Here is a 23,576-nt window from a genome sequence, read left to right as displayed (position 1 = left end):
CTTCCCCGGAAGCCATGATCATATGACCGTTCGCATCCACCTGATTCGAGGTCTAAATTGAGATTTGTGAGGGGATGGCGCAGACGACCGGTAGTGCACCGGGTGACCGATGCCAAGCCGTCTCTGAGCGAAGACATCGGCAAGCGGGAGAAGAGTTACTTCATCAAGATGGGGATCCGGCTGATCTGCCTGGTCCTGGCCTTCACGGTGCCTGCTCCGCTGCCCGTGCGACTGCTGCTCTTCGCCGGGGCGATCTTTTTGCCATACGTTGCCGTGATTGGGGCAAACGCCCCCCAAAAGGGACCATCTCATGGCTCTGACGTGGAAGATTCCGGACAAAGCGAGATTCCACGCCACCGACGCGAGATCGGGTCGTGACTAAGTCTTGACGCATCTCAGGGGTAGTAGGTGTACGCTTTAGCCAAGTGCCCTGGTCCCCCGTCGGGGCACTGGTGCCGGCGTTCCGGGCCCCCGTCGGAACGCCGATGAAGCGGCGCCGGGTGGTTTGCCCCCGTAACCACCCGGCGTTGCCTTTTCTCAAACTTTCACCAGCGCACGGCAGACTTTTGCCTACTTGTCGCCCATTGTCTCCGTGGTCGCCTGCTCCCAGTTACGCGCCAGCGTGGTCAGCCGTTCCACGGCGTCCGGCGGCGCCGTGCCCGCCCCCTGGGCAAGCCCCAGCAGATACGCCGTCAGCGGCGCGGCCGGGCGGGCCACCCCGTGTGCGACCTCCTTGGTCAGGTCGAGCACCTCGTCCCGATCGATCTTCGCGGGATCGACGCCCAGCTCCCGGCAGACCAGCGCGGTCCACTCCATCAGCACGTTCAACTCTCGCTCCTCGTCCGCGGCCGCGGTCGCCTCGCGTTCTCGCCGTTCTCACGGCTCCCACTCGGCGCCCGCACCTCCGCTCTCAAAGCCCGGCTCACCGCTCCGGGCACGCTGCAGATCATCTACGGTGTCGCAATCGAACCACGGTTCTCCGGTGAGATGTAGCTTGACCGGGAAGAGCGGGGCGAGCAGCCCGTGCAACGACCGGCCCTCGTAGCCGGCCAGCGCCCGCACGAGGACCGCCGTACGCCAGACTCCGGCGAGCCACTGCTCCCGGCCGCCGTCGTCGATGAGCACCGCGCCCGCCCTGGTTTCGCCGTCCGCCGCGTCACCATCCGTCATGCCGTCGCCCGCCGCGACGCCCTCTGTCATGTCGCCTGTCAAGTCGCCGCCCGCCGCGTCAAGCAACGCCGACACGTGCTCGGCGGTCAGAAACGGCAGATCGGCCGCGAGCAGCGCCACCCATGGCGCGTCCACCTCGGGCAGCCCGGCACGCAGCGCCGGAACGGGGCCGCCACCGGGCGGATCCTCCCGCCGGAAGATCGCGTGCGGTAGCCCCGGACGGTCCGGCCCGACGACGATCAGCCTTCCCGCGTCCGCCACGGCCGCCGCCACCGACTCGATCAGTGGGCGGCCCGAGACCTGGAGGGCGGGCTTGTCCTGCCCTCCAAGTCTGCTCGCGCGGCCGCCCGCCAGGACGCAGGCGTCGTAGCGGGCGCTCATCCGAGCCTGCTCACGTAGCCGCCCGCCAGAACGCGGGCGTCATGACGGGCGCTCATCCGAACCTGCTTCACGCGGCCGCCCCCCAGGACACGGGCATCGCGCGGCGGGCACTCATCCGCCGATGGCCGACATGGGACGGGACGGCTGCAGGAAGGACGGGTCATCGATGCCGTGCCCGGCTTTCTTGATCCGGACCGCGGCCAGCCAGCGCTCGGTGAGCTGGTCGTCATCGGCGCCCGAACGCATCGCGGCCCGCAGGTCCGACTCGTCGGTGGCGAACAGGCAGTTGCGGATCTGCCCGTCGGCGGTGAGCCGTACCCGGTCGCAGGCTCCGCAGAACGGCCGGGTGACCGAACCGATCACCCCGACCCTGGAAGGCCCTCCCCCGACGAGGAACAGCTCGGCCGGAGCGCTGCCGCGCTCCACCGGGTCGTCGTCGGTGAGGTCGAAGTCCTCCTTCAGCCTGGCGAGGATCTCATCGGCCGTGATCATGTTTTCCCTGCGCCAGCCGTGCTGGGCGTCCAGCGGCATCTGCTCGATGAACCGGAGTTCGTATCCGCGCTCCAGGCAGTAGTGGAGCAGCGGCACGGCCTCGTGGTCGTTGATGCCGCGCATCAGCACCGCGTTGATCTTGACGGGACGCAACCCGGCCGCGTCGGCCGCCGCCAGCCCCTCCAGCACGTCGGCCAGCCGGTCGCGGTGGGCGAGCGTCTTGAACGTCTCGCGGTCGAGGGTGTCGAGCGAGACGTTCACCCGGTGCAGGCCCGCCTCGGCGAGCGAGGCGGCCGTACGGCTCAGCCCGATGCCGTTGGTGGTCAGCGAGACCTGCGGGGCGGGACGGAGCGCGGCGGTGCGGGTCACGATGTCGACCAACTCGCGGCGGAGCAGAGGCTCGCCGCCGGTGTAGCGGACCTCGGTGATGCCCAGCCGCTCAACCCCGATGGTCACCAGCCGGACGATCTCGTCGGCGGTGAGCAACTCGGGCTTCGGCAGCCATTCGAGACCCTCGGGCGGCATGCAGTAGGAACAGCGCAGGTTACAGCGGTCCGTGAGGGACACCCGCAGATCAGTCGCCACACGGCCGAACGAATCCTGCAACATGGGCGTCACCTCCCATTCAGTCGCCGATTCGAACAGGGGGCCAGCCTAAGGCCAGCCCCCTGCCCGGCCCAAAACACAGGCTCCATCTGCAAACAACATCATTTACGGATGGTTGATTCCTTAAAGTGACGATCGGTCCGTCCTCGATGCGGACGAGCCACCTTCTCAGCCCCGACCTCCTGCCAGGACACCCTCACGGTGATGTGGACGAGGTGGAAGGTCGCCGGAGATGACGAGGACCCTCTCACCTTGAGCAGAGCTGGGAGCTCAGGGTGTCGTAGGCCCAGCTCTCCCACCGGTCGGGCGACCAGCCGCGGTCGCGGACGAACAGCAGATAGAGCTCCGGGCTGAGCAGGCCGAACAGCAGGTCGGCGGCATGCTCGGCCGTCACTCCATGGCGGATCCCCGGCTTGGTCGCCAGGGACCGGGCAGCCGTCGTGTGGACGGTGAACCTCGGGTCGGTGTCCTGGTCGAAGAGCTCGGCGATCCCCGGGTCGGCCAAGGCGGCGGCGCGCAGCATCTCGACGATCGGAGCCACTCTCTCCAGAATCCTTGTCGTGCCGTGGACATGGAGCCGCAACTGGGCGTCGGCGGTCTCGGCGGCGAGGGCCTCCTGGAACCACGGCCGATCCATCGTCGCGATCGGCTCGTCGTCGCCCGCGATCGACACGTCGGCCAGCTCTTTGAGCAGCGCGCGCTTGTTGCCGAACGTGAAGTAGATCGTCTGTACGGCGACGCCCGCGCGGTCGGCGATCTCCTGAAGCGCCGTCGCGCCGTATCCACGCTGGACGAACAGCTCACGCGCGGCCTCCAGCATGCGCCTGCGCGTCTCCTTGGGCTTGCGAGTCCGCTTGCTCTCGCTGTTGACCTGACTCATGGTTGGAGCTTATATCTAGATATCAGATCTAGAGTTCAACTCTAGTAGTGGCGGCCGCCTGAGCGCCCGCCACGCAAAAGGCAGGAGGACAACCCATGCAGGCCATCGCCAACACCCACCACGCGGAAGCGTGGAACGGCTGGGAAGGCGTCAACTGGGCGAACAACGCCGCCCGTTACAACGCGATAGTCGCCGCCTTCGACGACGACCTGTTCCGAGTCGCCGCGATCCACGAGGACGACCGCGTCCTCGACATCGGCTGCGGCACGGGACAGCCCACCCTGATGGCCGCACGCAGAGCGTCCCGAGGAGACGTTCTCGGCGTCGACATCTCGGCGCCGATGCTGGAACGCGCCGGCGCCGACGCAGCCGAGCAGGGCATCGTCAACGTCAGGTTCGAGCAGGGGGACGCCCAGGTCCATCCCTTTCCCCACGGCGGCTTCGACGTCGCGATCAGCCGTGGCGGGGTGATGTTCTTCGGCGACCCGGTGGCCGGGTTCGCCAACATCCGGCGAGCGCTGCGGCCTGGTGGGCGGCTCGTGTTCATGAGCCCGCAGGGCGGCACCCCCGACAGTGACTACGCCCGTGCCACCGCGGCCCTGAAGCCGCTGATGCGCGGCCCTTCCCCCGCCGCGCGGGGAATGGGATCCTTGGTCGACCCGGCCCGCATCCACGAGGTGCTCGGTGAGGCCGGGTTCGCCGACGTGAGCGTCACCCCGGTCGGGGCGCCGATGGACTACGGCCGCGACGCCGCCGACGCCGCGGAGTTCATCCTCGGCCAAGGACCGGTCCGCTTCAATCTGGAAGGGGTCGACCAGGCCGTCGTCGAACGGACGCGGGAGGAACTGCGGGCGGGTCTCAGGGCGTACGAGACTTCGGAGGGGGTTCGCATCCCCGGCGCCGTCTGGCTGGTGGAAGCCACCCGCCCCTGAGCCTCGGGCGCGGCTCCGTCGGCGGGGGCTCCACAGCTGCGGTGCAGGCTGTCACACCAGGTCAGCCCTTGATGCAGATGAGCTGCCGGAGGCGAGCGACGACCTCGACCAGATCGGTCTGCGCGGCCATGACCGACTGGATGTCCTTGTAGGCGCCCGGGATCTCGTCGATCACCCCGGAGTCCTTGCGGCACTCCACCCCGTCGGTCTGGGCCTTGAAGTCGGCCAGCGTGAAGGTCTTCTTCGCCTTGGTCCGGCTCATCCGGCGACCGGCACCGTGTGAGGCCGAGTTGAACGCCTCCGCGTTCCCCAGGCCCTTCACAATGTAGGTGCCGGTCGCCATTGAGCCGGGGATGATGCCCAGCTCCCCCGATCCCGCGCGGATCGCGCCCTTGCGGGTAACCAGCACATCCACGTCGTCGTACCGCTCCTCGGCCACGTAGTTGTGGTGGTACAACATTGCTCCAGGCATGAGCTTCTGGGGAGGCGCGCATGGATCTCGTCCCGGTGGTCAGCTACGAACGGGCGAGTGCGGACAAGGCCAAGGATGAACACACCGTCGCCGATCAGCGCAAGGTGAACCGGAGAACCGCCGAGCGGCTCGGCTGGCAGATCGTGCGATCGTTCACGGACAACGACAAGTCGGCCGCCAAGGACGGCGTGGTGCGCGACGAGTTCGAGCAGATGCTCCGCGTCCTGCGAGCCGGGAAACTGCCGGACGGCACTACTGTGCGGGGCTGCGTGGTCGTCGCCGAGGATCGTCTCGTGAGGCGTGCCGGCGACTACGAACGGTTCATCGACGCCATCACCGTGGTCGACGGGCGGGTGTTCGCCGACGCCAGGGACACCAAGGATCTCTACAGCGAGAACGTGGAGTCCATGGGCCTGATGGGCGCGGTGATCTCCCGCATGGAGGTCAAGAAGATGCGGCGGCGCGTGACGCAGTGGCACCGCAAGCGCGCGGAAGAGGGCACGATCCCGAACGGCTACCGCCCCTTCGGCTGGAAGGACGACAAGCGCACCCTCGATCCCACCCAGTCCGACGCGATCAGGCAGGCGGTGAAGCAGCTCATCGCCGGACACTCACTCAACTCAATCGTCATGGACTGGCAGCGCCAGGAGTTCGTGACCACGCGCGGGAACGCCTGGACCCCGCAGACTCTTAAGCAGCTCCTCCGCAATCCTCGGCTGTGCGGGTGGCGACGGATCAAGGGCGAGATCCTCAAGGACGCCAACGGGGCCGCGGTGGTGGGCCAGTGGGAGGCGGTCATCACTCCCCAGGAGTGGGAGGCCGTGCAAGCGATCTTCGATGCGCGGCGGGGCAAGCAGGTCGGCGAGCACGGCGTGGTGGGCGACCTCCCCCACGACTTCCGGGAGCACCGATACCTCCTGACGAGCATCCTGCGGTGCGGGCGACCGCGGGAGGACGGCACATTGTGCATGGCCAAGCTCAGGGTCGCGCAGCATCCCGACTTCGATCACCACGTCTACCAGTGCCGTTCCAGGAGTTACGGCGGCTGCGGCAGGCTGGCCCGGCGCGGGGACAAAGTGGACGAGTACATCACCGAAGCGGTGCTGGCCAAGCTCGAAGAGCGGACCGTCACGGCGCCCGAGGTCGGGCCGTGGGCCGGGGCGAGCAACCTGGAAGAAGCCGAAGAGCAGCTCAGGGAGCTCCGCCAGCACTGGCACATGAAGAAGATCAGCAACCCGCTCTTCTTCGCGGAGGCCGAACGGCTGGAGGCGGAGATCGCCCGGCTGACCACCGAGCGAGAGCGTCACTCGGTCGCGGTGCAGCGGGCACAGGCCGACATCACCGACGTCCGGCGACGGTGGTTCTCCGAGACCGACGACGACCGCCTGGACATGTCACAGAAGCGGGCCTACGTCCGCGAGGCGTTCCACGCGATCATCGTTCACCCGGTGGGCCAGGGCAACGGCAGCCGGAGCACCTTCGACCACAGCAAGCTCGAACCGATCTGGCGGGCCTGAGTCCCAGGACGTCCAGGACGTCTTGCGGCTTCGAGGGGGCCGCCCTCCCTTACCCATGGGCGACAGCTCTCTTACTTTTCACCCCGAACCACGGGGAACAGAGGGACGTCTACGGACGTCGACAGACACAGACGGACGGCAACGGACGACTTCACACAACATTGAGAACCAACGGCAAGAGAACATCGAGCTGGTTCAACTCGCCCATCCGGTGGTAGAACCGATCTACGCAAGAAGCCACCGACCCTCTCACGGCACGACCCAGCGAGCATCTCGGCGAATCACCTCAGGCGCATACAAGCATCCGGGACAAATACATTTCATGATCACCGACGATCGTCGGTAGCAGCCGGCCCGGCGGCAGGTATCCACGTAGAGCGCGCCATTCACTTCTCTCGCCGCACTCCAATCGATCTTCCTCGCTGATGCGCACCCCACGCCAACGGCTGTCTTCAGGCTGCCCCGAGGCGGGTGCACAGCGTCGTGTCCGTCAGCTGCGGCGGTGGCTCCACCCACGAGGGAAGGAGTCCGCCTGAACCGACCAACCCCCCTGTCTGCCCAGGAGTGGGGCAGACAACAAGCCGCACAATCTCCGCCGTGGTCTGACGAGAAGTGGCAGCGCATCGCCGCCCTGCTCGGCGTCCGTGTCGCTGACGAGCACGAGACGGCCGATCCCCCACCCGCCGACGAGAGCGGGAGGGACGCCGCATGAGTGAGGCTCCCTCCTTCTCTCCTGACATCCTGGCCGCGATGCAGCGCGCGGCCATGCCGGACTTCGACCGATGGCAGCGCATGGTGTACGCCACGGGCGGCTGTGCTCAGCCTGTCCGGCTCCATGGTGAGCGGATCACCCTGGACGCTGGAACGGGTGAGGTCCTGGATGTCTACCGGACCGCCGACGAGCCGACCGGGTTCCTGTTGACCGCGTGCGGCAACCGGCGCGCGTCCCGCTGTCCGGCGTGCTCGGCCACCTACAAGGACGACACCTATCACCTGATCATCTCCGGCCTACGCGGCGGCAAGGGCGTCCCGGAAGACGTCAGCGGTCATCCCCGCGTGTTCGCCACCTTCACCGCCCCGTCCTTCGGCTCGGTGTACGCCCATCGAGAGAAGGGCGGGAAGACGCTGCCGTGCCGTCCGCGTCGCGATCGCCCGGTGTGCGCGCACGGGCAGCCCGAGGGCTGCGGACTGCGTCATGACCGCGATGATCCCCAGGTGGGGCAGCCGCTCTGCGTGAGTTGTTACAACTACCAGGGCGCGGTGTTGTGGAACGCGCACGCGGGCCGGCTCTGGCAGGAGTTCACCAAGACCGTTCCCGGCGTCTTCGCCCGGCGGCTCGGGGTCAGCCGGGTGGAGCTGCGCCGGACGCTCCGACTGTCGTACGCCAAGGTCGCCGAATACCAGTCACGCGGTCTGGTCCACTTCCATGCGGTCATCCGCCTCCGGCGGGAACTGTGGACCGCCCGATCCGCCATCCACGGGACGTGGCCTTCCTGAAGGTGAACGAGCACGCACGCCGCATGATCTACACCTGCTTCGCGCTGGCCGACCTACCTAAGTATCGGGAGATTCCACTGCGGCAGTGGTCGCACATGCTCGGCTACAGGGGCACTTCTCCACGAAGTCCCGCCACTACTCCACCACCCTGGGCGCATTGCGCCGGACCCGTGCCGACTACCGGGCCGAGCAGGCCCGGATGATCCTCGGCCTGCCGGACCCTGCCGAGGGCAAGACGCTCACGGTCTCGGAGTGGCACTACGGCGGAAGCGGCCACCGGCACGGCGAACCCTTCTGGGCCGAACTCGCCCGGCAACGCATCACCACCGCTCGCCGGATGACCCGAGAACAGGAACAGTCGGACCCCGGCTAACGAAGGAGAGACAGGGCCCTGTACGGAGTGATGCGGCTGGCGGAATGCCAACAGGCACCCGAAGGGCACGCCAATCGAGTTCGGCCAGCGGTATCGCGGCCGTTCGATCACTACGCCGGATGGTCCGGCCCTGATTAGGATCACGCGTATGGAGAGGCCCGGAGTGCTGTACGTGGTCGTGTGTGCCGCTCCGGCCGCGGCCGACCTCGCCCGCCTGGTGGTGCTCGCCCAGGACGACGGCTGGCAGGTGCACGTGGTCACCACGCCGATGGGTGCCCGGTTCGTCGACGCCGAGGAACTGGAGCGGCTGACCGGCGACCGGGTTCGCAGCGCCTACCGCATGCCGGACGAGCCGAAGGGATTGCCTGCTGCCGATGCGGTGGTGGTGGCTCCGGCGACGTTCAACACCATCAACAAATGGGCCGGAGGGATCGCCGACACCTTCGCGGTCGGTCTGCTGTGCGAGACGATGGGATTCGGCGTCCCGATCCTGGCCGTTCCCCTGCTCAAAGACGCGTTGGCTCGGCACCTGGCCTTCGGCCGGAGCCTGGACGCGCTGCGGGAGATGGGAGTGCGGGTGCTGTTCGATCCTGCCGCGCCGTCACATGCGCGCATGCCATCCTGGGAAGAGGTCATGCAGGAACTGCGCAGCGTTGTCGGGGGACGACACTCACAGGAGTGATGGTGTGGATGCCCTCCAGGACATCGGTCAGCGGATCGCTCGGGCACGTCGCCGTCGTGGCCTGTCACAGTCTGTCCTCGCCGGGCTGATCGGCCGGTCAGAGAGCTGGCTGAGCCAGGTCGAGCGCGGGCAGCGCTCGGTGGACAGCCACAGCGTGATCAAAGCGCTGGGTGAGATCCTGGGCCTGGCCGCCGATGACCTCACCACCACGAGGACAGATGCCATGACGCACTACCAGGCAGCATCCGCGATCCGCCACGCCATGATGGGCTACGACGGCCTGGCCTCTCTGATCGATCCCCGCCAGGCCGAGGGCTCACCGGAGAGTTTCGTCTGGCTGCGTCACGAGATCCGCCAGGTGAATCGGCTCTACCAGTCGACGCAGTACGACGAGGTAGGCAGACGTCTGCCGGGACTCATCGTCGCAACCGAACTCGGCAGCCGTCATGCTCCAGTCGATCGGCGCCGGACCTACCAGACACTGCGCTCGCTGACTTACCACTGCGCCACCACCACGCTGCGCCGCGTCGGGGAATCCGACCTCGCCTGGCTGGCCGCCGACCGGTCGCTGGCCGCCGCCGAAGAGGCCGAACGGCCATTGCTGGCCGCTGTGAGCGCCTATCGGCTCGGCTATGTCTTCGTGCGTCTGCGCGAGCCGGACAAGGCACTCCAACTCGTGCTCCGCGCGGCCGACGCCCTGCACCGCTCCCCCCACCACACCGGTCCCCGGTCGCTGTCGATGCTCGGCGCGCTCTACCTGGTGGCGGTCACGGCCGCCGCCGCGCAGTACGACCAGGCAGCCGTACGAACTTTCCTTGCGCAAGCCCGGCAAGCCGCCGAGCGCATCGGTGAGGATCGCAACGACTTCTGGACCGCCTTTGGGCTGACCAACGTCACCATCCACGAAGTGTCGGCAGCGGCGGAGTCCGGAGACGCACGCCAGGCCATCGCCAAGGCCGAGACGCTCGATGTCGGCAACCTGGCCCCCGGGCTGATCGGGCGACGCGCTCAGGTTCACCTGGACCTTGCACGCGCTTACGCCGTCCAGCGTAAGGACGCCGCATCGGTGAACACGCTCCTTGCGGCCGAACGTCTCTCCCCCGAACTCGTTCGCTACGGCGGGCGCACCCGCGACCTGCTGACCCAACTCCTCAAACGCGAGCATCGAGCCAGCACCCCGCAACTTCGCGGCCTGGCCACCCGGGCCGGCATCGCCTGACCCGCGGACCCGCACAAAAGTGCGGGTTCTTTGCCCTCACCGCGGTACGGGTTCGGCCATCGGCCCGAACCTACGGTTCCTCCTGGCGCGCAGACGCCACCAGCCGCACCCCGCTGCCAGGAGGGAAGACCAGGTCATGTCAGTACTACGCGCGGACGCCGCGAGATCTGATCACACGCCACCCGGGATCGACTCCACCACGCCCAACGTCGCCCGGATGTACGACTACTACCTCGGCGGCAAGGACAACTACGCCGCTGACCGTGCGTGCGCGGACGAGGTGATCCGGCAGGCTCCACACGTGATCACCATGGCGAGGGAGAACCGTCTCTTTCTCGGACGGGCGGTGCGCTACCTCGCCGGTGAGATGGGCATCAACCAGTTCCTCGACATCGGCGCGGGCCTACCGACGCGAGAGAACGTCCACCAGGTCGCCCAGCGCTTCGCCCCGGGTGCCCGGACGGTCTACATCGACAACGACCCCGTCGTGCTGTCTCACGGGCGGGCCTTGCTCATGTCCGACGATCACACATGGGTGATCAAGCAGGACCTGCGCACGCCCGACGAGATCTTGGACACCGTCGACACGCTGGGACTGTTGAACCTGTCGCGCCCCGTGGCGGTGCTGCTGGTGGCGGTCCTCCATTTCATCACCGACGACGAAGATCCATACCGGATCGTCAAGACCTTGATGAACGGCCTCGCACCCGGCTCACACTTGGTGATCTCCCATGTGGAACGGCGACCAGATTTGGAGACGGCGGCAGCCAACTACCGGCACGCAAGCTCCCCGGTAATCCTGCGCAGCGCCGAGGACGTCAGCCGGTTCTTCGACGGGATGGATTTGCTCGACCCCGGCCTGGTCGGTGTCTGCGACTGGCACCCCGAACACGTCACCTACTTCAGCGACCGGGAACGGGCCCTTAGGTGCGGGGTGGCCCGCAAGCCGTGACCAGGGAACCAATGACTCTCAACCAGTTAAGTGAGCTCTACGGACGGCGCTGGCTGATCAGTCCGGGCGTCGGCGCGGGCTGGTACGCCATCCGGCGCGGCCCCTTCTCGACCCACATGCATGATCTCGGCCTGTCAGAGGTCCGATGCGGGACAACCCTGGCAGACCTGGCATCCGGTCTGGAGATCGAGACACGGTTGGAAGATCAGTCCCGGCAGCGTGCTCCGCTACGGATGGTCTCCTGACCTCACAGACGGGCGTGGCGGCGTGGGATCTGGAGGGACGGCGCCGCCACGCCTGCCAGGAGCATCCAAGACGTCTCCTGGTCCAGTCCTCCCCCGCCCCCGATAGCTGCCGCCTGTGTAGCCCGATTGAGGCGTCAACTCCGTCTTCGCGTGTGCACCACCCACGACGTACACCGTTTCCCCACGCAACCCGCGCAGATGAGTTGACGCTAATCGAGGGCCACGAACAATGACGCGGCGGGACCGGAGAAGAATGGTGAGTAACCATGGTGCGCTTCGCCTGTCCGAAAACCAGTGGGATCTTGCGACAGACCTAGGCAAACTGGATCTCGCAACGAAGGAGATCATGATGCCGAACCAGCCCGCACCGAACCTGGTGTCGTGGGCCAGCGAGATCGACGAGGGTACGATCATGCAGGCCGCGCGCGCCGCCCGCCTGCCCATTGTGTCCGGACACGTCGCTCTCATGCCCGACGCTCACATCGGCATCGGCGCGACGGTCGGCTCGGTGATCCCCACCGAAGGAGCAATCATCCCGGCCGCCGTCGGCGTCGACATCGGCTGCGGCATGGTCGCGACCGAGACGACGCTCACCGCCGCCGACCTTCCGGACACCCTCGACGCCCTGATGTCGCTGGTGGAGAAGCGAATTCCCGCCGGCGTCGGCAAGGGCCACGACGACCCGTCCATGGACCGCGCACTCAGCGACCTCGGCCGCCCGCACACCGATCTGACCCCTCATCAGGAGAAGAAGGTGTCCCTGCAGTTCGGCACTCTCGGGTCCGGCAACCACTTCGTCGAGGTCTGCCTCGACGAGCGTGACCGGGTCTGGACGGTGCTGCACTCGGGCTCGCGCGGCATCGGCAACCTGCTCGCGACCAGGCACATCGTCGACGCCAAGAAGATGATGAAGAAGCAGGCGATCGGCCTGGAGGATCCGGACCTGGCCTACCTCGTCCAGGGGACGCCGGAGTTCACCGCCTACATCGAGGACATGCTGTGGTCACAGGCATACGCCATGGCCTCGCGTGCCCGGATGGACAAGGTTCTGAGCAACGCCCTGTTCCGGGTCATCGGCAAGGGCCAACGGCTCCGGACGATCAACTGCAACCACAACTTCACCCAACAGGAAACGCACGACGGCAAGAACCTGTGGATCACCCGTAAGGGAGCCATCAAGGCCGACACCGGCGACGAGGGCGTGATTCCGGGCTCGATGGGCACGCGCTCGTACATCGTGCGCGGGCTCGGTAACCCGATGTCGTACAACTCCTGCTCTCACGGAGCCGGCCGCAGAATGTCACGCACTCGGGCGAAGCGGGAACTGACCGCCGTGTCCCTGACCGAGGCGATGCGCGGCCGCACCTGGAACACCAACCGTGCCGCAGCTCTGGTCGATGAGCATCCGGAGGCATACAAGTCGATCGACCAGGTGATGGCGGACCAGAAGGACCTGGTCACGATCCAGCACACGCTGCGCCAGGTGTTCAACTACAAAGGCTGATCCTGCACCTCCTGAGCCCTGTCGCCAACCACAGGCGGCGGGGCTCTGCGTTTGCCAACTCCTCAACCAACAGCCGCGCTAGGAGTGGAGTTGTCCCGGGCATGGACATGATCACCTTGAAGTGATGTAACTCGGCGTCGATGGAGTTGGCCTGTAGGCCGGGTTCTAATTCGGCCTGCTCATGACCTGCGGCGGAATCAGGGGCATCGCCTCTGAGCTGCCAGAACGCTGCCATCAATTGACAGTGCTCTCCACTGTCTTCCGACGCCATGTGCCCCCGATGTTGTCGATGTGAGGTCTCAGGACATCCTTGACGCATTGGTCTCGGGACATGATTGACGTCAGTTACCCGGCTGGGTGTCCTTGCCGCGAACGTAGAGCCGGGTGATGGGTGTGAGGTCCTTGCGTGGCTTGACGGCGATCTCTTCCTCGCCGTGGAGGATCCGGAAGTGAGTGTCTTCGATGACGACGGTGACGAGCTTGCCGGCGTGACGCGACCCAAGCTTGATCGACTGTTTCGCGATCATGATCCGGCCGCTGGCGTGAACGCGTCGCTGCGCGCGGATTGACCCTGCGGGTAACGGAGGCGGCGGCAGCGACGCTGATGCCGCTCGCGCTCCAGCCAGGCCGGTCAATTGGTCGGCGCTGATCGGGCAGGGCCAGGTGCCGACCAGGGCGCCGTCGGCGATGGCGTGCATCAGATGACCGTCCAGCCGTAGCGTGACCGAGCGTCCGGCCAGCGCGAAGGCGACCTGGCACGTGATGCCGGCGATCAGGACGTGGCCATCGCGGTGGACCTTGCGATCCACCTCAACGGCCTGGCCCGCAGCCAGCACCGGCCGACCGTTGAACCGGGGCAGCGCCGCGGTAGCGGGTTCGTCTCCCGCTGGGCGAGCCCCGCGCATGGCCAGGTAAGCCAGATCCTCGGGCAGCAGCCGGGAGGCGACGGTGCGCACCAGGTGCCCCTCCAGCAAAAGGTGAATGCTGCGCAGGCCGGCCCAAACGGTCAGGGTTCGACCGGCCAGGCCCTGGCTCACCCCGACGCGTTGTTTGCCGGGCACCAGGCTGAGCTCCCCGCTGGGCGGGACGCGGACGTCGAACTCCACCGCTGCGGCGGGTGAAGGCGCAAGAGGCGGCTCAACCACCTCGATCATCAGTCGCGGCGACGGCATCGGCGCGGGGTGGGGTTCAGCGGAGGCAGCGGGCACAGCGGGCGCAGAGGACGGGGCGTCGTCGCGGGTGGGCCCATGCGAGCGGAACGCGCTGGCCGGGGTGGCCATGTTCAGTGCCTGGTGCGGGCGGGCGTGGTTGTAGGTGTGCACCCAGGCGTCGATGGCCTCCTGAGCCGCGGCCGGCGACTCAAACGGTGCCACGTGGTCGAGCAGTTCCTGGCGCAGGGTCTTGTGGAATCGCTCGATCTTGCCGGTGGTGGTCGGTGAGCGGGGTTTGGTCAGTCGCTGCGTGATGCCGTTTTCCCGGCACACTCGTTCGAACAGCACCTCGACCGGCTGCGGGCGGATGTGCCGGCCGGTGAACTGCTTGCCGTTGTCGCTGAGTACCTCGAACGGAACGCCGTAGCGGCGCATCGCCGCGGTGAACGCCGCACACACCGCGCGCCCGGACGGGATCGCCACCACGGCGGCGATCACGACGAACCGGGAGTGGTCGTCGATGCCGGTGACCAGCTTGCATTCCCGGCCATCGGCCAGCGGTACCCCGCCGACCAGGTCAAGTTGCCATAGCTGCATCGGTGCCTCACGCTGCCAGCGCCGCCAGGTGCGTTTGTGCTCTTGCTGCTGAGCGGTGATGAGCCCGTTCCGGGCCAGCACCCGATGCACCGTGGCCCGGCCCGGCACCCGCTCCAGATCGCATGCGCCGAGCTCGTGGGTAATCCGCTGGGCGCCCCAGCGCGGATGCTGCCGCCGCATCTCGCAGATCAGCGCCTCGATCTCGGCCGACAGCCGGGTCGGGCTGGTGCGGGGCCGCCGCGAGCGGTCGGCCAGTCCGGGCATGCCTTCCTGCTGAAAGCGCTGCCGCCAGGTGTGCACCGATTGGCGTGAGGTCCCGTACCGGGCCGCGACCTCCCCGATCGGCGAACCGGCCAGCACCTCGCGCACCGCCCGGTACCGGTACTCCACCAACGCCTGTTGATCCACGCTCGCCACCCGTGCGGAGTTCGATCCGACCATCATTCCGGGTGAACATGGTGCCGCGCAGTCGTCAAGCGTGTCATGAGAACGACCGGTTAAGCATGTCCCGAGACCTCACATTGACAGATGTGCCCTCTAAGCCTCCGGATTCCCAAATCGATCAGCCACACCCGCACGGCCGGAACAGAAATCACCAACAACATCCCCACGCTGAAAGCGTGCGATATGTCGATGTGAGGTCTCGGGCTGCTCCGGCATGAGGTAGTGCTTGCCAATGTGCGGGATGCACGGCCCTGTTGTCGTGCTTCGCTGCTGGGCAGCTGAGCATCGTAACCCTCCCACCATCTGAGTACGGGAACGGATAGCCCGCGGAGCCCTCGTCCCCCACTCTTAAGGCATGGAGACGAACGTATCGAAGGCAGCGGGCCTCAACCTGTTGCGTCCGCACCACACAGGGATGGCCGCCATCGCAGGCGCGGTCGCCGGAGCCGTAATCGGGCCCGAGACGTCAGCGATCTTCGGCCTGGGAATCGGCGGACTGGCCATCATCGGCGCCCCCTTCGGCGCCGTCGCCGGTGTCCTAGTCGGCATCGCCGCGCGAGATCTGCTCACGCAGGGCACACCTCGCTCCGAACATGCAGAGCATCGGGCGTCCTGGGCGACCACCGTGGCGGCGGTCTTCCTGATAGGCGGCGCGGTGTTGTCAGCGGTCCTTTGGGACGTGGCTCGCCGCGAGGCCATGGAGATGGACGGGATCCTCGTCATGGTCTTACTCCCACCGACCGCGATCCTCATCGTCAGCCTGACAGCGCTCGCCGTGGGCGTCCTGCGCCGGCGGGCCACCGCCCGCTGGGCCGCGGTCGTCGTGTCGGTCTGCGCTTGCGCTGCCTTCTTCTCACAACTGCTGGCCGAACTGTCCCTCCTGGTACGAGGCCCAGACTGGGCAGCCCGCACCCAGAATCCCGAGTGGAGGATGTCCGTCCTTCAGGCGGTGTTCTTCGTGGCAATCCCCCTGGTGATCACGACTCTCCTGCTGTCCTCAGCGGCACGCCGCGATTTCAAGTAACCGAATGGAGGGTCATAACCTATGCCCCGAGTCGTCCGACTATGTCCGAACATCCGGGTAGACAGCTTGTGGGCTCAAAACATCGAGATCTGATCCGTCATCGTGACTGACCTGCGGTGATCTCCTAGAAGGCATTCTGAGCTGGGCTTTTAGCGTTCACTGGTTCTCGTTGTTTCGCATTGCTTCTCGCGCCCATGTGCCCTGGAAGTGCCCTGCCCTCGTAGATCTGGGTGACCTCCGACCCGTAACGTGGTCACCTGCGAAGACAGCTCGATCTTGCCGATGATCAGCGGTTACGCTTGCGAACGCCTCACATCACTTCTCGCTGATTCCGATGTCCCACAGAACAGCGACGGAACAAGAGCAGACCTAAGAGGCGCTTCCTGGTACTACATTCGTAGATCTTGAGGTAGAGGATCGCCGCGTTGGCGGTAGTGGCTGATCAGGGCGCGGGTTTGGTGGATCTGGCGGAAGGCGGACCAGGCCAGGACATGGCCGATCGCGTTGACGGCGGGAATGAGCAGGCGGGCCAGGATGCGGCGGATCTCGGCGAGTGAAGGCCGGATCAGCCGGGGTGGGATCAGCTGGTCTTCTCCGGTGGCGGACGGTCTTTTCCCTGGTTGGCCCTGGGAGGGGCGTCGGCGGGGTCGGTGGGCAGGCTGGCGCGGGTGACGGCCAGAAAGGCCAGGGCGAGCATGGCGGTGGTGACGTGCCGGTGCCAGGGCGCCCATTTGCGGACCTGGTATTGGGTCAGGCCGAGCAGGTCCTTGCCGCTCTGATTGTTCTCTTCGATCTTCCAGCGCAGTCCCGCTGTTTTGATCAGCTCGGTGATGGCGGTGCCGGTCGGGGCGTGGGCCAGAAAGAACTCCACCTCGGCCGGATCTGCGATGGACCGGCGAATCAGCACGGTGTGGGCGAAACCGCAGGTCGGGAGTTGGTCCTTGACGGCCACCGCTACGGCCGCCCAGTCATACAACCGCGCCCCTTTCGTGCCCGCACCACACGAGCGGCGCTCCCACAGGCCGACCCCGCCGCGGGCCAGTAGTCGATCCAGCACATGCCCGAGCGGCTCGGCCGTGCCCTGCACGGCGATCAGGGGCAGATCGACCGGGACGGCCATCACGTAGGCGATCTCCTCCTCATGGCAGAACGCACGCAGTGCTGGGTCACGACCGTAGCCGGAATCGGCGCAGAAATAGCCGAACGGGGTGCCGGCGATCAGTTCTTCGGTCAGCATGGCGATCACCTGGTGCGGCTTGGTGAAGGTGACGTGGGCGGGCACGCCCGCGGCGGCTCGCCGGTCGGCGTCATCGACCCAGCTCTCGGGCAGATACAGGCGTCGGTTGATGAAGGTATGCCCCGCGCTGGAGGCGTAGGCCAGCATCGGCATGACCTGGCAGTTCTCCACCTGGCCGGTCGCGCCGCAGTACTGCGGCGCCACCCCGACCGACTTGCCGCCCTTCTTAATCGCCTGGGTGTCGTCGGCGATCAACACCCCATCGTCGCGGCCCAGGTGCTTCAGCACATAGCTGCGGATCTCATCACGCAGCGCGTCGGCGTCCCACTTGGCGCCATTCAGAAGCCACTCAAACCGGTAGGCGGTGCGATGACCGACGTGGTCGGCCAACTGCCAGGAATTCTTGCGCGGTACGTCGGCCAGCAGGGCACGCACCAGATCGGAGAACGTCTGGCGAGGTTCGGGTCGAGTGAACAGCGGACCAGTGATCCGCTCGGTCAGCGCGGTCAGCTCGACATCCCAGGACACGACGAGATCGTAGGTGAGGCGACAGGTCACGCACAGACGATGAACCAACTCCGCCTGATCACGAAGCTAAACGAATCAAGATCTACGAATGTAGTACCGGGATCCCAAATGGGTGCACAGAATATCGGCGCGTCACAGAGTCCCACCTCAGATGATGTGAACGACAATACCTTCCAGGAAGTACGCTCCTTAAAGTCTATGACGAAGGTCACATTTTTCTACTGCCGGGCATGCGGGCTGGATAAAGGAACCCGCAGGCATGAGTAGGTGACTATGTCGCTTACTCTTCCGGCCGTCAAAGCGGGCTGATGGGCAAGATTGGGTTGAGTGTTCACGAAGGCATAGGAGGTCAGGCGGGCCGACCCGAGCACCACAAAGACACCCATTGGAATCCGGGGTTGAGGAACGGCAGGGCAGCCGTTAGTACTGGGGCATCCCGTCGTAGGTTAGGTAGGGTGGCGCGGCAGCTTTTTCGTGGTGGCGACCTTCGTTTCAGATGGTCTTAGCTTCTCGGAACTTCATGTTTGGCCAGGTCGAGGCGGCTGCGAGAAGCAAGATCGTTATCAACGATAATGGCTGTTCCATTGTTTCTCAACCCCGGAACGGAACCAACGCGAGTAACAGCACGATCTGCGCCGAGATCTGTCTGTGGTATGAGGAATTTCTCTACGGGCATTCAAGGGCGACCCGCCTGCAGCGGTTCGCCGTGTTCATTGATCGACTGGCCGGCCTGATGAAGGACGGCGCCCGCGGGTGCCGCGATATTTGGACTGACAGCGATCTTTACTTTTATTGCTGCCTTGTGTGATGATCACTTCACTTTGCCATATACGTTCGAAAGGCTGGAGTGAACACATCACGATTAGCGTCGGGCTTATCCGCCCGGACGCGCCGTCGCGCTGCCCTGATCACGGCTCTCACGCTGCCGCTCGCGCTGATGAGCGCGCCCGCGATCGCCCAGGGCCCCACACCACCCCCCACCCCGGCCTCCGCATCGACAACAAAATCAGGCGCCGCATCGGACCCAACGCTCAAGACCGCCTGGGACAAAGCGGCCACGTCCGGCAAACCCGTTGAGGTGCCCTCCCGGTTCACCGAGACCATGAAGGTCTGGGCGACTCCGAACGGCAAGAACCTGCGAGCCGAGCTGTACACCCGCCCCGTCCAGCTGAAGAACCCGGCCAGCGGCGCCTGGGAGCCCATCGACACCCGCATCGTCACCCGCGACGGCAAGCTCCAGGCCACGCGCGTCAAAAGCCCGCTAACCTTCGGCGGACGCGGTACCAAACACCTGGTGTCGGCGGACGGCGAGCAGGGCACGACCGGCCTGAAAGCCACCCGGGCGCTGCCCGAGCCGAAAATCTCCGGCAGCACGGTCACCTACCCCGACGCCGTGGCGCCGGGAGCGGACCTGGTGGTGATGGCCCTGGCCGACGGATTCATCTCCCAGGTGGTCTTCCGGCGCAAACCGGCCGGCCCGGTGACCGTACGGCTGCCGCTCACCCTGCCCGAAGGCACCACGTTCGGCACGACGCCCCAAGGACTGCCGCAACTCAAGGACGCCAAGGGCAAGGCGGCGGCGGCGCCGATCGTGCTGACCGCCATGGACGCCAAGGTAGAGGCCTCCCCCGACGAGGGCAGGACCTCACCAGTCGACGCGCGCGTGGAAACCTCCGGCACGACGTCGGAGCTGGTGTTCACCCCGGACGAGAAGTTCTTGGCCGACACCGCGGTGGCCTACCCGGTGACGATCGCCGCCGCCTCCGAATGGTTCGGCGGCGGAGAACCCGACGACGCCTGGGTCAGCAAGAACAGCCCCAGCACCAACAACGCCGCAGCCGGCTGGCTGCGTGTCGGCACCACCTCCACCAGCGCCGACATCGCCCGGGTGTACCTGAAGTTTGACACCGACGACCCCGCGCTCGAAGGTGCCACCGTGGTGGACGCGGACCTGTGGATGTGGAACTACAAGTCCGGCGGCCCCGGCGGTCAGCTGTGCGGCAACAACCTCGGGTCGATCGCGGCCGCCCAGGTCACCTCCACCTGGACCCTCAACGGCGGCACGAACAACCTGAGCTGGTCCAGGCAGCCCTCGTTCTCCAGCAGCCTGCAAGGCGCGAACGCGGCCGGCTACAACTACGAGGCCGACCCCGCCAGCTGGTGCGCCAAGGAAGAGCAGCTGGTGCACCGGGTCACCAGCATGGCCCGCGGCTGGATCGAACGAGACGAGCCCAACCACGGAATGGTGCTACGGGCCCTCAGCGAGAGCGCGACCATCAACTGGCGGCAGTACTACTCCAGCGAACACAGCGGCGACCCCTACCCGGGCTACCGCCACCCGCCCACCCTTATGATCGAATACACGCCGGCGGCACATCCCCCGGTTGACGAGATCTCGTGGTTCAAGGTGGGTGAGGGTTTCCCCGACGACGCGACCCCCGATGAGATTCGCGCTGTCACGCATCGGTCAAACACGCCGGTAGAGGCGGGTGAGGTCTCCGAGGAGGCAGCGGACGCGATGCAGGGGGCGGCGACGGAGTTCGTGGAGAACCCCGGAGTGGCGTTCGCGCGCCCCGACGATGTGAGCGAGGAGTTGTAGAACTCGCTCAATCCCAACAACCCCCAGCCCGATCCCGACGAACCCGCCGTGATCAGGACCGTACCCGACCTCGGGGCGACAAACGCGCAGCCGGATGTCCGCATCGAGGCACATTTCAGCGAACCGATCAACGGGGTGCAGATCACTCTCAAGGACCCGGCCGGACAGACGGTTCAGGGCGCGTCAGCTGTCGGGGCGTCCAGCCAATCCGTGACGTTTACACCAGCCGCGCCCCTCACGCTGGGCACCCAGTACGCGGCGGAGGTCAGCGGGGCCCAGGACGTTGATGGGCACCCGATGGTGGCGCCGTACAGTTGGTTGTTCACCATAGTGTCGTCAACCTCCACGCCGACGCCCACCCCGACCGATCCTCCGGGCGAGCAGCGCACGATCTCCCTGCCGGTGCAGAGCGACACCTGGGTAGACGACCTGGGGTCGGTGGGGCCGGATGGGCCGACGCTCTGGGCCGGTTCATACAATTATGAGGAGTTCTCCAAAGCTACAGAGCGTACTTACCTAGGTTTCGACGCGTCGGCGCTTGCGGGCAAGGCGATCGTCACCGCCGAGCTGGAATTATGGAACAACGACGCCTACGGTTGTGGGACCAGTACGTCGGGCATCGTGGCACAGCAGGTCACCAGCGCGTGGAACGCCGAGACACTGACCTGGGACAACCAGCCGCCGACGACTGATATCGGCCAAGTGGTCGCCCGGGATCCTGGTGGATGCGCCGACGACGCCCCGGAGGTGGATGTCGCTTGGACTTGGCAGGTCAAGGACATCGTCCAGACTTGGGCCTCGGGCCAGAACGGCTACGGGTTCATGCTGCGCGGTGTCGATGAGTCGGCGGATGCTCCCATGTACGATCGCGGCTACCACGCGTCCGAGGCGGATACGTCGAATACGTTCGATCCGCACCCGCCCGTGCTGAAGGTGACGTACATCGATGACGGTGGCGGTCAGAATCCGACGCCCACCCCCGGACCGGACACGACCGCGCCGACCGTCATTGACGTGGAGCCGGCCGACAGCGACGAGGAAGTGAGCCCCGACGCCCAGGTCAGGGTGACCTTCAGCGAGCCGGTGACCCACGCGTCCCTGCTGCTTGAGGACATCTTCGACGGGCCGCTGACGGGCCAGACGACAATGAGTGCCGACAGAAGGGTGCTGACATTCACCCCAGATACGGGGCTTGACTCCTGGTACTGGGTCACGGTCAGCGGCGCCAGAGACAGCGCGGGCAACACCATGGCCGAACCCTACGAGTGGTGGTTCGGCATCGGGTCGTTCGTGTCGATGGCGCAGAAGCAACGGGCGAAAACCTCGGCCCAGGCCGGTGAAGCCGCCCCGTCGGTGGAAGGGGCGTGGACACACACACGCAAGACCGCCGACGGTGCCGTCGTGGGGACGAGCACGCCGGAACTCCTGGTCAAGACCACCGGGGGAAAGCGCAGGGCCGTCGCGGAGGTCGAGGTCGAGCACGATCCGGCGGCGCCGTCCCAGGGCAAGGGGCTGATCTGGGTCGGCAGCGCCAAGTCCGGAGCCGGGTCCGTGGGATTGGTCCGGGTGCCGACCGGCAAGCTCTCCGATGGTTGGAAGGTGCGCTGGCGGGCTCGTGCCACCACCGGTGGTGTGACCGGGCGATGGTCTGGTTGGCAGACGTTCACCGTGGACCCACCCGCCTCTCCGTCCGCTCCCCGGGTGAGCGCCCAGGCGGCGGAGCCGGCGTTCAGCTACGACCGTATCCAGAACCCCGCAGAATGCCGCGCGCTGACCGGGCCGAAAGCTTACGCGGTGAAGAACTCCTATAACTGGTGTATGTGGGGTGAGATCGGCTCCAGCGTCACGCACACAGTGAACGGCAGAACTATGGGTTCGCTCAGGTACGACGCCCGGATCACGCTCATCGCCCATTCTTTCACCGGAGAATCCAAAAACGATCAGGCTCGGCAGGCCAACCAGTACAAGAGTCGGCAATTCAAGTTGTTCGTCTATCTGGATCAGGTCGACCGTGATGGGAAGTCGAGTATCCCGGCCGCCGTGGCCGGCGCCAAAGCGGCAGCGCAGGTGTTCCCGTTCAACCTGGGACTCGCGTTCAATCCGTCGAACAAATGCTCAGTGGCTCCGGTAGGTCTCAACAAATTCATCTACAACAGCCCCGAGGGATGGGCCCAGAACGGCGGCAACTACACCTTCACCTCCAACGCCGCGGACTTCGCGGGCCCTGACCACAGGCACCGCTGCAAGCTGCAGCCACAGGTTCACATGACGGAGCAGATAGACGACCCTTACGGCTACCTGATGACGGAGAACCCGGTCTTCCGGTGTGACAGCTCTCCCGCCATCAAGACGTCCCAGGGTGGTTGCGTGGTCTTCAAGGATGGCCGCCCGGTGTTCGAGCTGAGCAAGGCGAACCAAGTCAAGGGTCCGAACAACCAGCTGATCACCAATCCGGTCAAGGAGTCGGCACAGCACATCTGGGATGCTTGGAACAATGCCTCCAGCACTGTTCCAGGTGACCCCGGCAAACAGGTTCCGGGCGCCACTTGGAACAAAGCGCTGCAGCGGAACACCGATACCTCCAGGAAGGGATTAGGCGGGGAGAACAGAAAGATCGCCATTAAGCAATGCGACATCAGCTTCAGCGACCCGAGGCCTCGTCCGCCTGGCAAGCGATACACGAAGAAGTTGGTGATCAACGGGGTCACTATAGTAAGATCGTGCGATGAGTTTCCTTTCGCCGCTTCGCACCAAGGGGCATCGAAGGCGGGCACGAACTACTCGGCACGCGCAATCCTAGCCACCGATAATTCCACTTCCGGCTCCTGGCTAGGCTGGTGGTTCGAGCGCAACCGTGTACTGGAAAAACAGAAGTTCGTGCTACGGATTTCAGACAGTCAGCAACCGGGAATAAACGGGTACTACCCGCCGCCACCAGGCACCGATACACTCGCGGACGAGCAGATCGTTCCTGATTCCGAAGCCCCGTAACCGTCAGGCGCATCGTGGGCGGTTCGGCCCGGTCTCCGGTACTTCGGCAGGCCGGGCCGTTCGAGGTAGGTCAAAGGAGAAGC

21 protein-coding genes and 2 pseudogenes are annotated in these 23,576 nt (G+C 66.1%); 16 read left to right on the top strand and 7 right to left on the bottom strand.

The genetic code is table 11. The annotated features are described in order from the left end of the window. The first annotated feature begins 102 nt into the window (after positions 1-102). Positions 103-378, top strand: a complete 276-nt coding sequence (locus CHC08_RS02340; RefSeq protein WP_245878080.1) for a DUF3099 domain-containing protein — start codon at positions 103-105, stop codon at positions 376-378. Between the two features lie 192 nt (positions 379-570). On the opposite strand, the gene CHC08_RS02335 is transcribed toward CHC08_RS02340, so the two are convergent. From CHC08_RS02335 to CHC08_RS02320, 4 genes are all read right to left on the bottom strand, one after another. Next, positions 571-822, bottom strand: coding sequence for a DUF6457 domain-containing protein (locus CHC08_RS02335; protein ID WP_338055656.1), 252 nt, complete (start codon positions 820-822; stop codon positions 571-573). Positions 823-876: 54 nt separating this feature from the next. After that, on the bottom strand, positions 877-1,551 hold the full coding sequence (gene mobA / locus CHC08_RS02330; protein WP_089205463.1) for a molybdenum cofactor guanylyltransferase: 675 nt from the start codon (positions 1,549-1,551) through the stop codon (positions 877-879). Between the two features lie 111 nt (positions 1,552-1,662). Continuing rightward, on the bottom strand, positions 1,663-2,652 hold the full coding sequence (gene moaA / locus CHC08_RS02325; protein ID WP_089205462.1) for a GTP 3',8-cyclase MoaA: 990 nt from the start codon (positions 2,650-2,652) through the stop codon (positions 1,663-1,665). A 244-nt stretch (positions 2,653-2,896) separates the two neighbouring features. Then, the gene (locus CHC08_RS02320) at positions 2,897-3,529 is read right to left on the bottom strand and encodes a TetR/AcrR family transcriptional regulator (RefSeq protein WP_089205461.1); all 633 of its coding nucleotides are present in this window, start codon (positions 3,527-3,529) and stop codon (positions 2,897-2,899) included. A gap of 95 nt (positions 3,530-3,624) precedes the next feature. Between CHC08_RS02320 and CHC08_RS02315 the strand changes: the two genes are divergently transcribed. Then, positions 3,625-4,461: a class I SAM-dependent methyltransferase gene (locus tag CHC08_RS02315; RefSeq protein ID WP_089205460.1), complete on the top strand. Its 837-nt coding sequence runs from the start codon at positions 3,625-3,627 to the stop codon at positions 4,459-4,461. 61 nt (positions 4,462-4,522) lie between these two features. Here the strand turns inward: CHC08_RS02315 and CHC08_RS02310 are convergent. Continuing rightward, positions 4,523-4,912, bottom strand: a pseudogene (locus CHC08_RS02310) (RtcB family protein); the annotation flags it as partial. A gap of 41 nt (positions 4,913-4,953) precedes the next feature. Between CHC08_RS02310 and CHC08_RS02305 the strand changes: the two are divergent. The 8 genes from CHC08_RS02305 (at position 4,954) to CHC08_RS02275 (ending at position 12,922) form a co-directional block, all read left to right on the top strand. Next, the gene (locus CHC08_RS02305; RefSeq protein ID WP_089205459.1) at positions 4,954-6,450 is read left to right on the top strand and encodes a recombinase family protein; all 1,497 of its coding nucleotides are present in this window, start codon (positions 4,954-4,956) and stop codon (positions 6,448-6,450) included. A 708-nt stretch (positions 6,451-7,158) separates the two neighbouring features. Then, entirely contained in the window at positions 7,159-7,947 is a 789-nt protein-coding gene (locus CHC08_RS02300) for a replication initiator (protein ID WP_179281847.1), read from the top strand. 85 nt (positions 7,948-8,032) lie between these two features. Then, on the top strand, positions 8,033-8,320 hold the full coding sequence (locus tag CHC08_RS49300; RefSeq protein ID WP_179281846.1) for a replication initiator: 288 nt from the start codon (positions 8,033-8,035) through the stop codon (positions 8,318-8,320). A 148-nt stretch (positions 8,321-8,468) separates the two neighbouring features. Beyond that, on the top strand, positions 8,469-9,002 hold the full coding sequence (locus CHC08_RS02295) for a flavoprotein (protein ID WP_089205458.1): 534 nt from the start codon (positions 8,469-8,471) through the stop codon (positions 9,000-9,002). 4 nt (positions 9,003-9,006) lie between these two features. After that, complete coding sequence (locus tag CHC08_RS02290) at positions 9,007-10,221, top strand: helix-turn-helix domain-containing protein (protein WP_245878079.1); 1,215 nt, start codon at positions 9,007-9,009, stop codon at positions 10,219-10,221. A 136-nt stretch (positions 10,222-10,357) separates the two neighbouring features. After that, positions 10,358-11,173, top strand: a complete 816-nt coding sequence (locus tag CHC08_RS02285) for an SAM-dependent methyltransferase (RefSeq protein WP_089205456.1) — start codon at positions 10,358-10,360, stop codon at positions 11,171-11,173. Between the two features lie 11 nt (positions 11,174-11,184). Beyond that, positions 11,185-11,418 carry a hypothetical protein gene (locus CHC08_RS02280; protein ID WP_089205455.1) on the top strand — a complete coding sequence of 78 codons (234 nt, stop codon included), beginning with the start codon at positions 11,185-11,187 and terminating at the stop codon, positions 11,416-11,418. 346 nt (positions 11,419-11,764) lie between these two features. Then, positions 11,765-12,922, top strand: a complete 1,158-nt coding sequence (locus tag CHC08_RS02275; protein WP_245878078.1) for an RtcB family protein — start codon at positions 11,765-11,767, stop codon at positions 12,920-12,922. 341 nt (positions 12,923-13,263) lie between these two features. Here the strand turns inward: CHC08_RS02275 and CHC08_RS02270 are convergent, their stop codons facing one another. Beyond that, a complete protein-coding gene (locus CHC08_RS02270; RefSeq protein WP_218825094.1) occupies positions 13,264-15,078 on the bottom strand; it encodes an IS481 family transposase in 1,815 nt (604 codons plus the stop codon). A 451-nt stretch (positions 15,079-15,529) separates the two neighbouring features. On the opposite strand from CHC08_RS02270, the gene CHC08_RS02265 reads away from it, so the two are divergent. Both CHC08_RS02265 and CHC08_RS52285 read left to right on the top strand, forming a co-directional pair. After that, a complete protein-coding gene (locus tag CHC08_RS02265; protein WP_143653084.1) occupies positions 15,530-16,138 on the top strand; it encodes a hypothetical protein in 609 nt (202 codons plus the stop codon). Between the two features lie 425 nt (positions 16,139-16,563). Further along, entirely contained in the window at positions 16,564-16,695 is a 132-nt protein-coding gene (locus CHC08_RS52285) for a hypothetical protein (protein ID WP_275937142.1), read from the top strand. Between the two features lie 23 nt (positions 16,696-16,718). On the opposite strand, the gene CHC08_RS02260 is transcribed toward CHC08_RS52285, so the two are convergent. Beyond that, the gene (locus CHC08_RS02260) at positions 16,719-17,933 is read right to left on the bottom strand and encodes an IS701 family transposase (RefSeq protein WP_245878077.1); all 1,215 of its coding nucleotides are present in this window, start codon (positions 17,931-17,933) and stop codon (positions 16,719-16,721) included. A 490-nt stretch (positions 17,934-18,423) separates the two neighbouring features. Here CHC08_RS02260 and CHC08_RS02255 point away from each other — a divergent pair, with 490 nt between their 5' ends. From CHC08_RS02255 to CHC08_RS02245, 4 genes and pseudogenes are all read left to right on the top strand, one after another. Continuing rightward, positions 18,424-18,711, top strand: coding sequence for a hypothetical protein (locus CHC08_RS02255; protein WP_089205453.1), 288 nt, complete (start codon positions 18,424-18,426; stop codon positions 18,709-18,711). Positions 18,712-18,840: 129 nt separating this feature from the next. Then, positions 18,841-20,502, top strand: a complete 1,662-nt coding sequence (locus CHC08_RS02250; RefSeq protein ID WP_143653082.1) for a DNRLRE domain-containing protein — start codon at positions 18,841-18,843, stop codon at positions 20,500-20,502. A gap of 45 nt (positions 20,503-20,547) precedes the next feature. Beyond that, positions 20,548-20,817, top strand: a pseudogene (locus tag CHC08_RS52280) (Ig-like domain-containing domain); the annotation flags it as partial. Then, the gene (locus CHC08_RS02245; RefSeq protein WP_275937146.1) at positions 20,800-23,493 is read left to right on the top strand and encodes a DNRLRE domain-containing protein; all 2,694 of its coding nucleotides are present in this window, start codon (positions 20,800-20,802) and stop codon (positions 23,491-23,493) included. The pseudogene CHC08_RS52280 and the gene CHC08_RS02245, both read left to right, overlap by 18 nt. Positions 23,494-23,576 lie beyond the last annotated feature (83 nt).

This window comes from Streptosporangium subroseum (assembly GCF_900188345.1).
GTDB lineage: Bacteria > Actinomycetota > Actinomycetes > Streptosporangiales > Streptosporangiaceae > Streptosporangium > Streptosporangium subroseum.
This window is presented reverse-complemented; position numbering and strand designations above follow the sequence as displayed.

Coding starts and splice junctions, on each gene's coding strand:
- CHC08_RS02305 (WP_089205459.1), top strand. CDS start 4,954: ATGGATCTCGTCCCGGTGGTCAGCTACGAACGGGCGAGTGCGGACAAG.
- CHC08_RS02320 (WP_089205461.1), bottom strand. CDS start 3,529: ATGAGTCAGGTCAACAGCGAGAGCAAGCGGACTCGCAAGCCCAAGGAG.
- CHC08_RS02255 (WP_089205453.1), top strand. CDS start 18,424: ATGTTTGGCCAGGTCGAGGCGGCTGCGAGAAGCAAGATCGTTATCAAC.
- mobA (WP_089205463.1), bottom strand. CDS start 1,551: ATGAGCGCCCGCTACGACGCCTGCGTCCTGGCGGGCGGCCGCGCGAGC.
- CHC08_RS02280 (WP_089205455.1), top strand. CDS start 11,185: ATGACTCTCAACCAGTTAAGTGAGCTCTACGGACGGCGCTGGCTGATC.
- CHC08_RS02275 (WP_245878078.1), top strand. CDS start 11,765: ATGATGCCGAACCAGCCCGCACCGAACCTGGTGTCGTGGGCCAGCGAG.
- moaA (WP_089205462.1), bottom strand. CDS start 2,652: ATGTTGCAGGATTCGTTCGGCCGTGTGGCGACTGATCTGCGGGTGTCC.
- CHC08_RS02295 (WP_089205458.1), top strand. CDS start 8,469: ATGGAGAGGCCCGGAGTGCTGTACGTGGTCGTGTGTGCCGCTCCGGCC.
- CHC08_RS02245 (WP_275937146.1), top strand. CDS start 20,800: ATGGTGGCGCCGTACAGTTGGTTGTTCACCATAGTGTCGTCAACCTCC.
- CHC08_RS02285 (WP_089205456.1), top strand. CDS start 10,358: ATGTCAGTACTACGCGCGGACGCCGCGAGATCTGATCACACGCCACCC.
- CHC08_RS02300 (WP_179281847.1), top strand. CDS start 7,159: ATGAGTGAGGCTCCCTCCTTCTCTCCTGACATCCTGGCCGCGATGCAG.
- CHC08_RS02315 (WP_089205460.1), top strand. CDS start 3,625: ATGCAGGCCATCGCCAACACCCACCACGCGGAAGCGTGGAACGGCTGG.
- CHC08_RS02250 (WP_143653082.1), top strand. CDS start 18,841: ATGAGCGCGCCCGCGATCGCCCAGGGCCCCACACCACCCCCCACCCCG.
- CHC08_RS02265 (WP_143653084.1), top strand. CDS start 15,530: ATGGCCGCCATCGCAGGCGCGGTCGCCGGAGCCGTAATCGGGCCCGAG.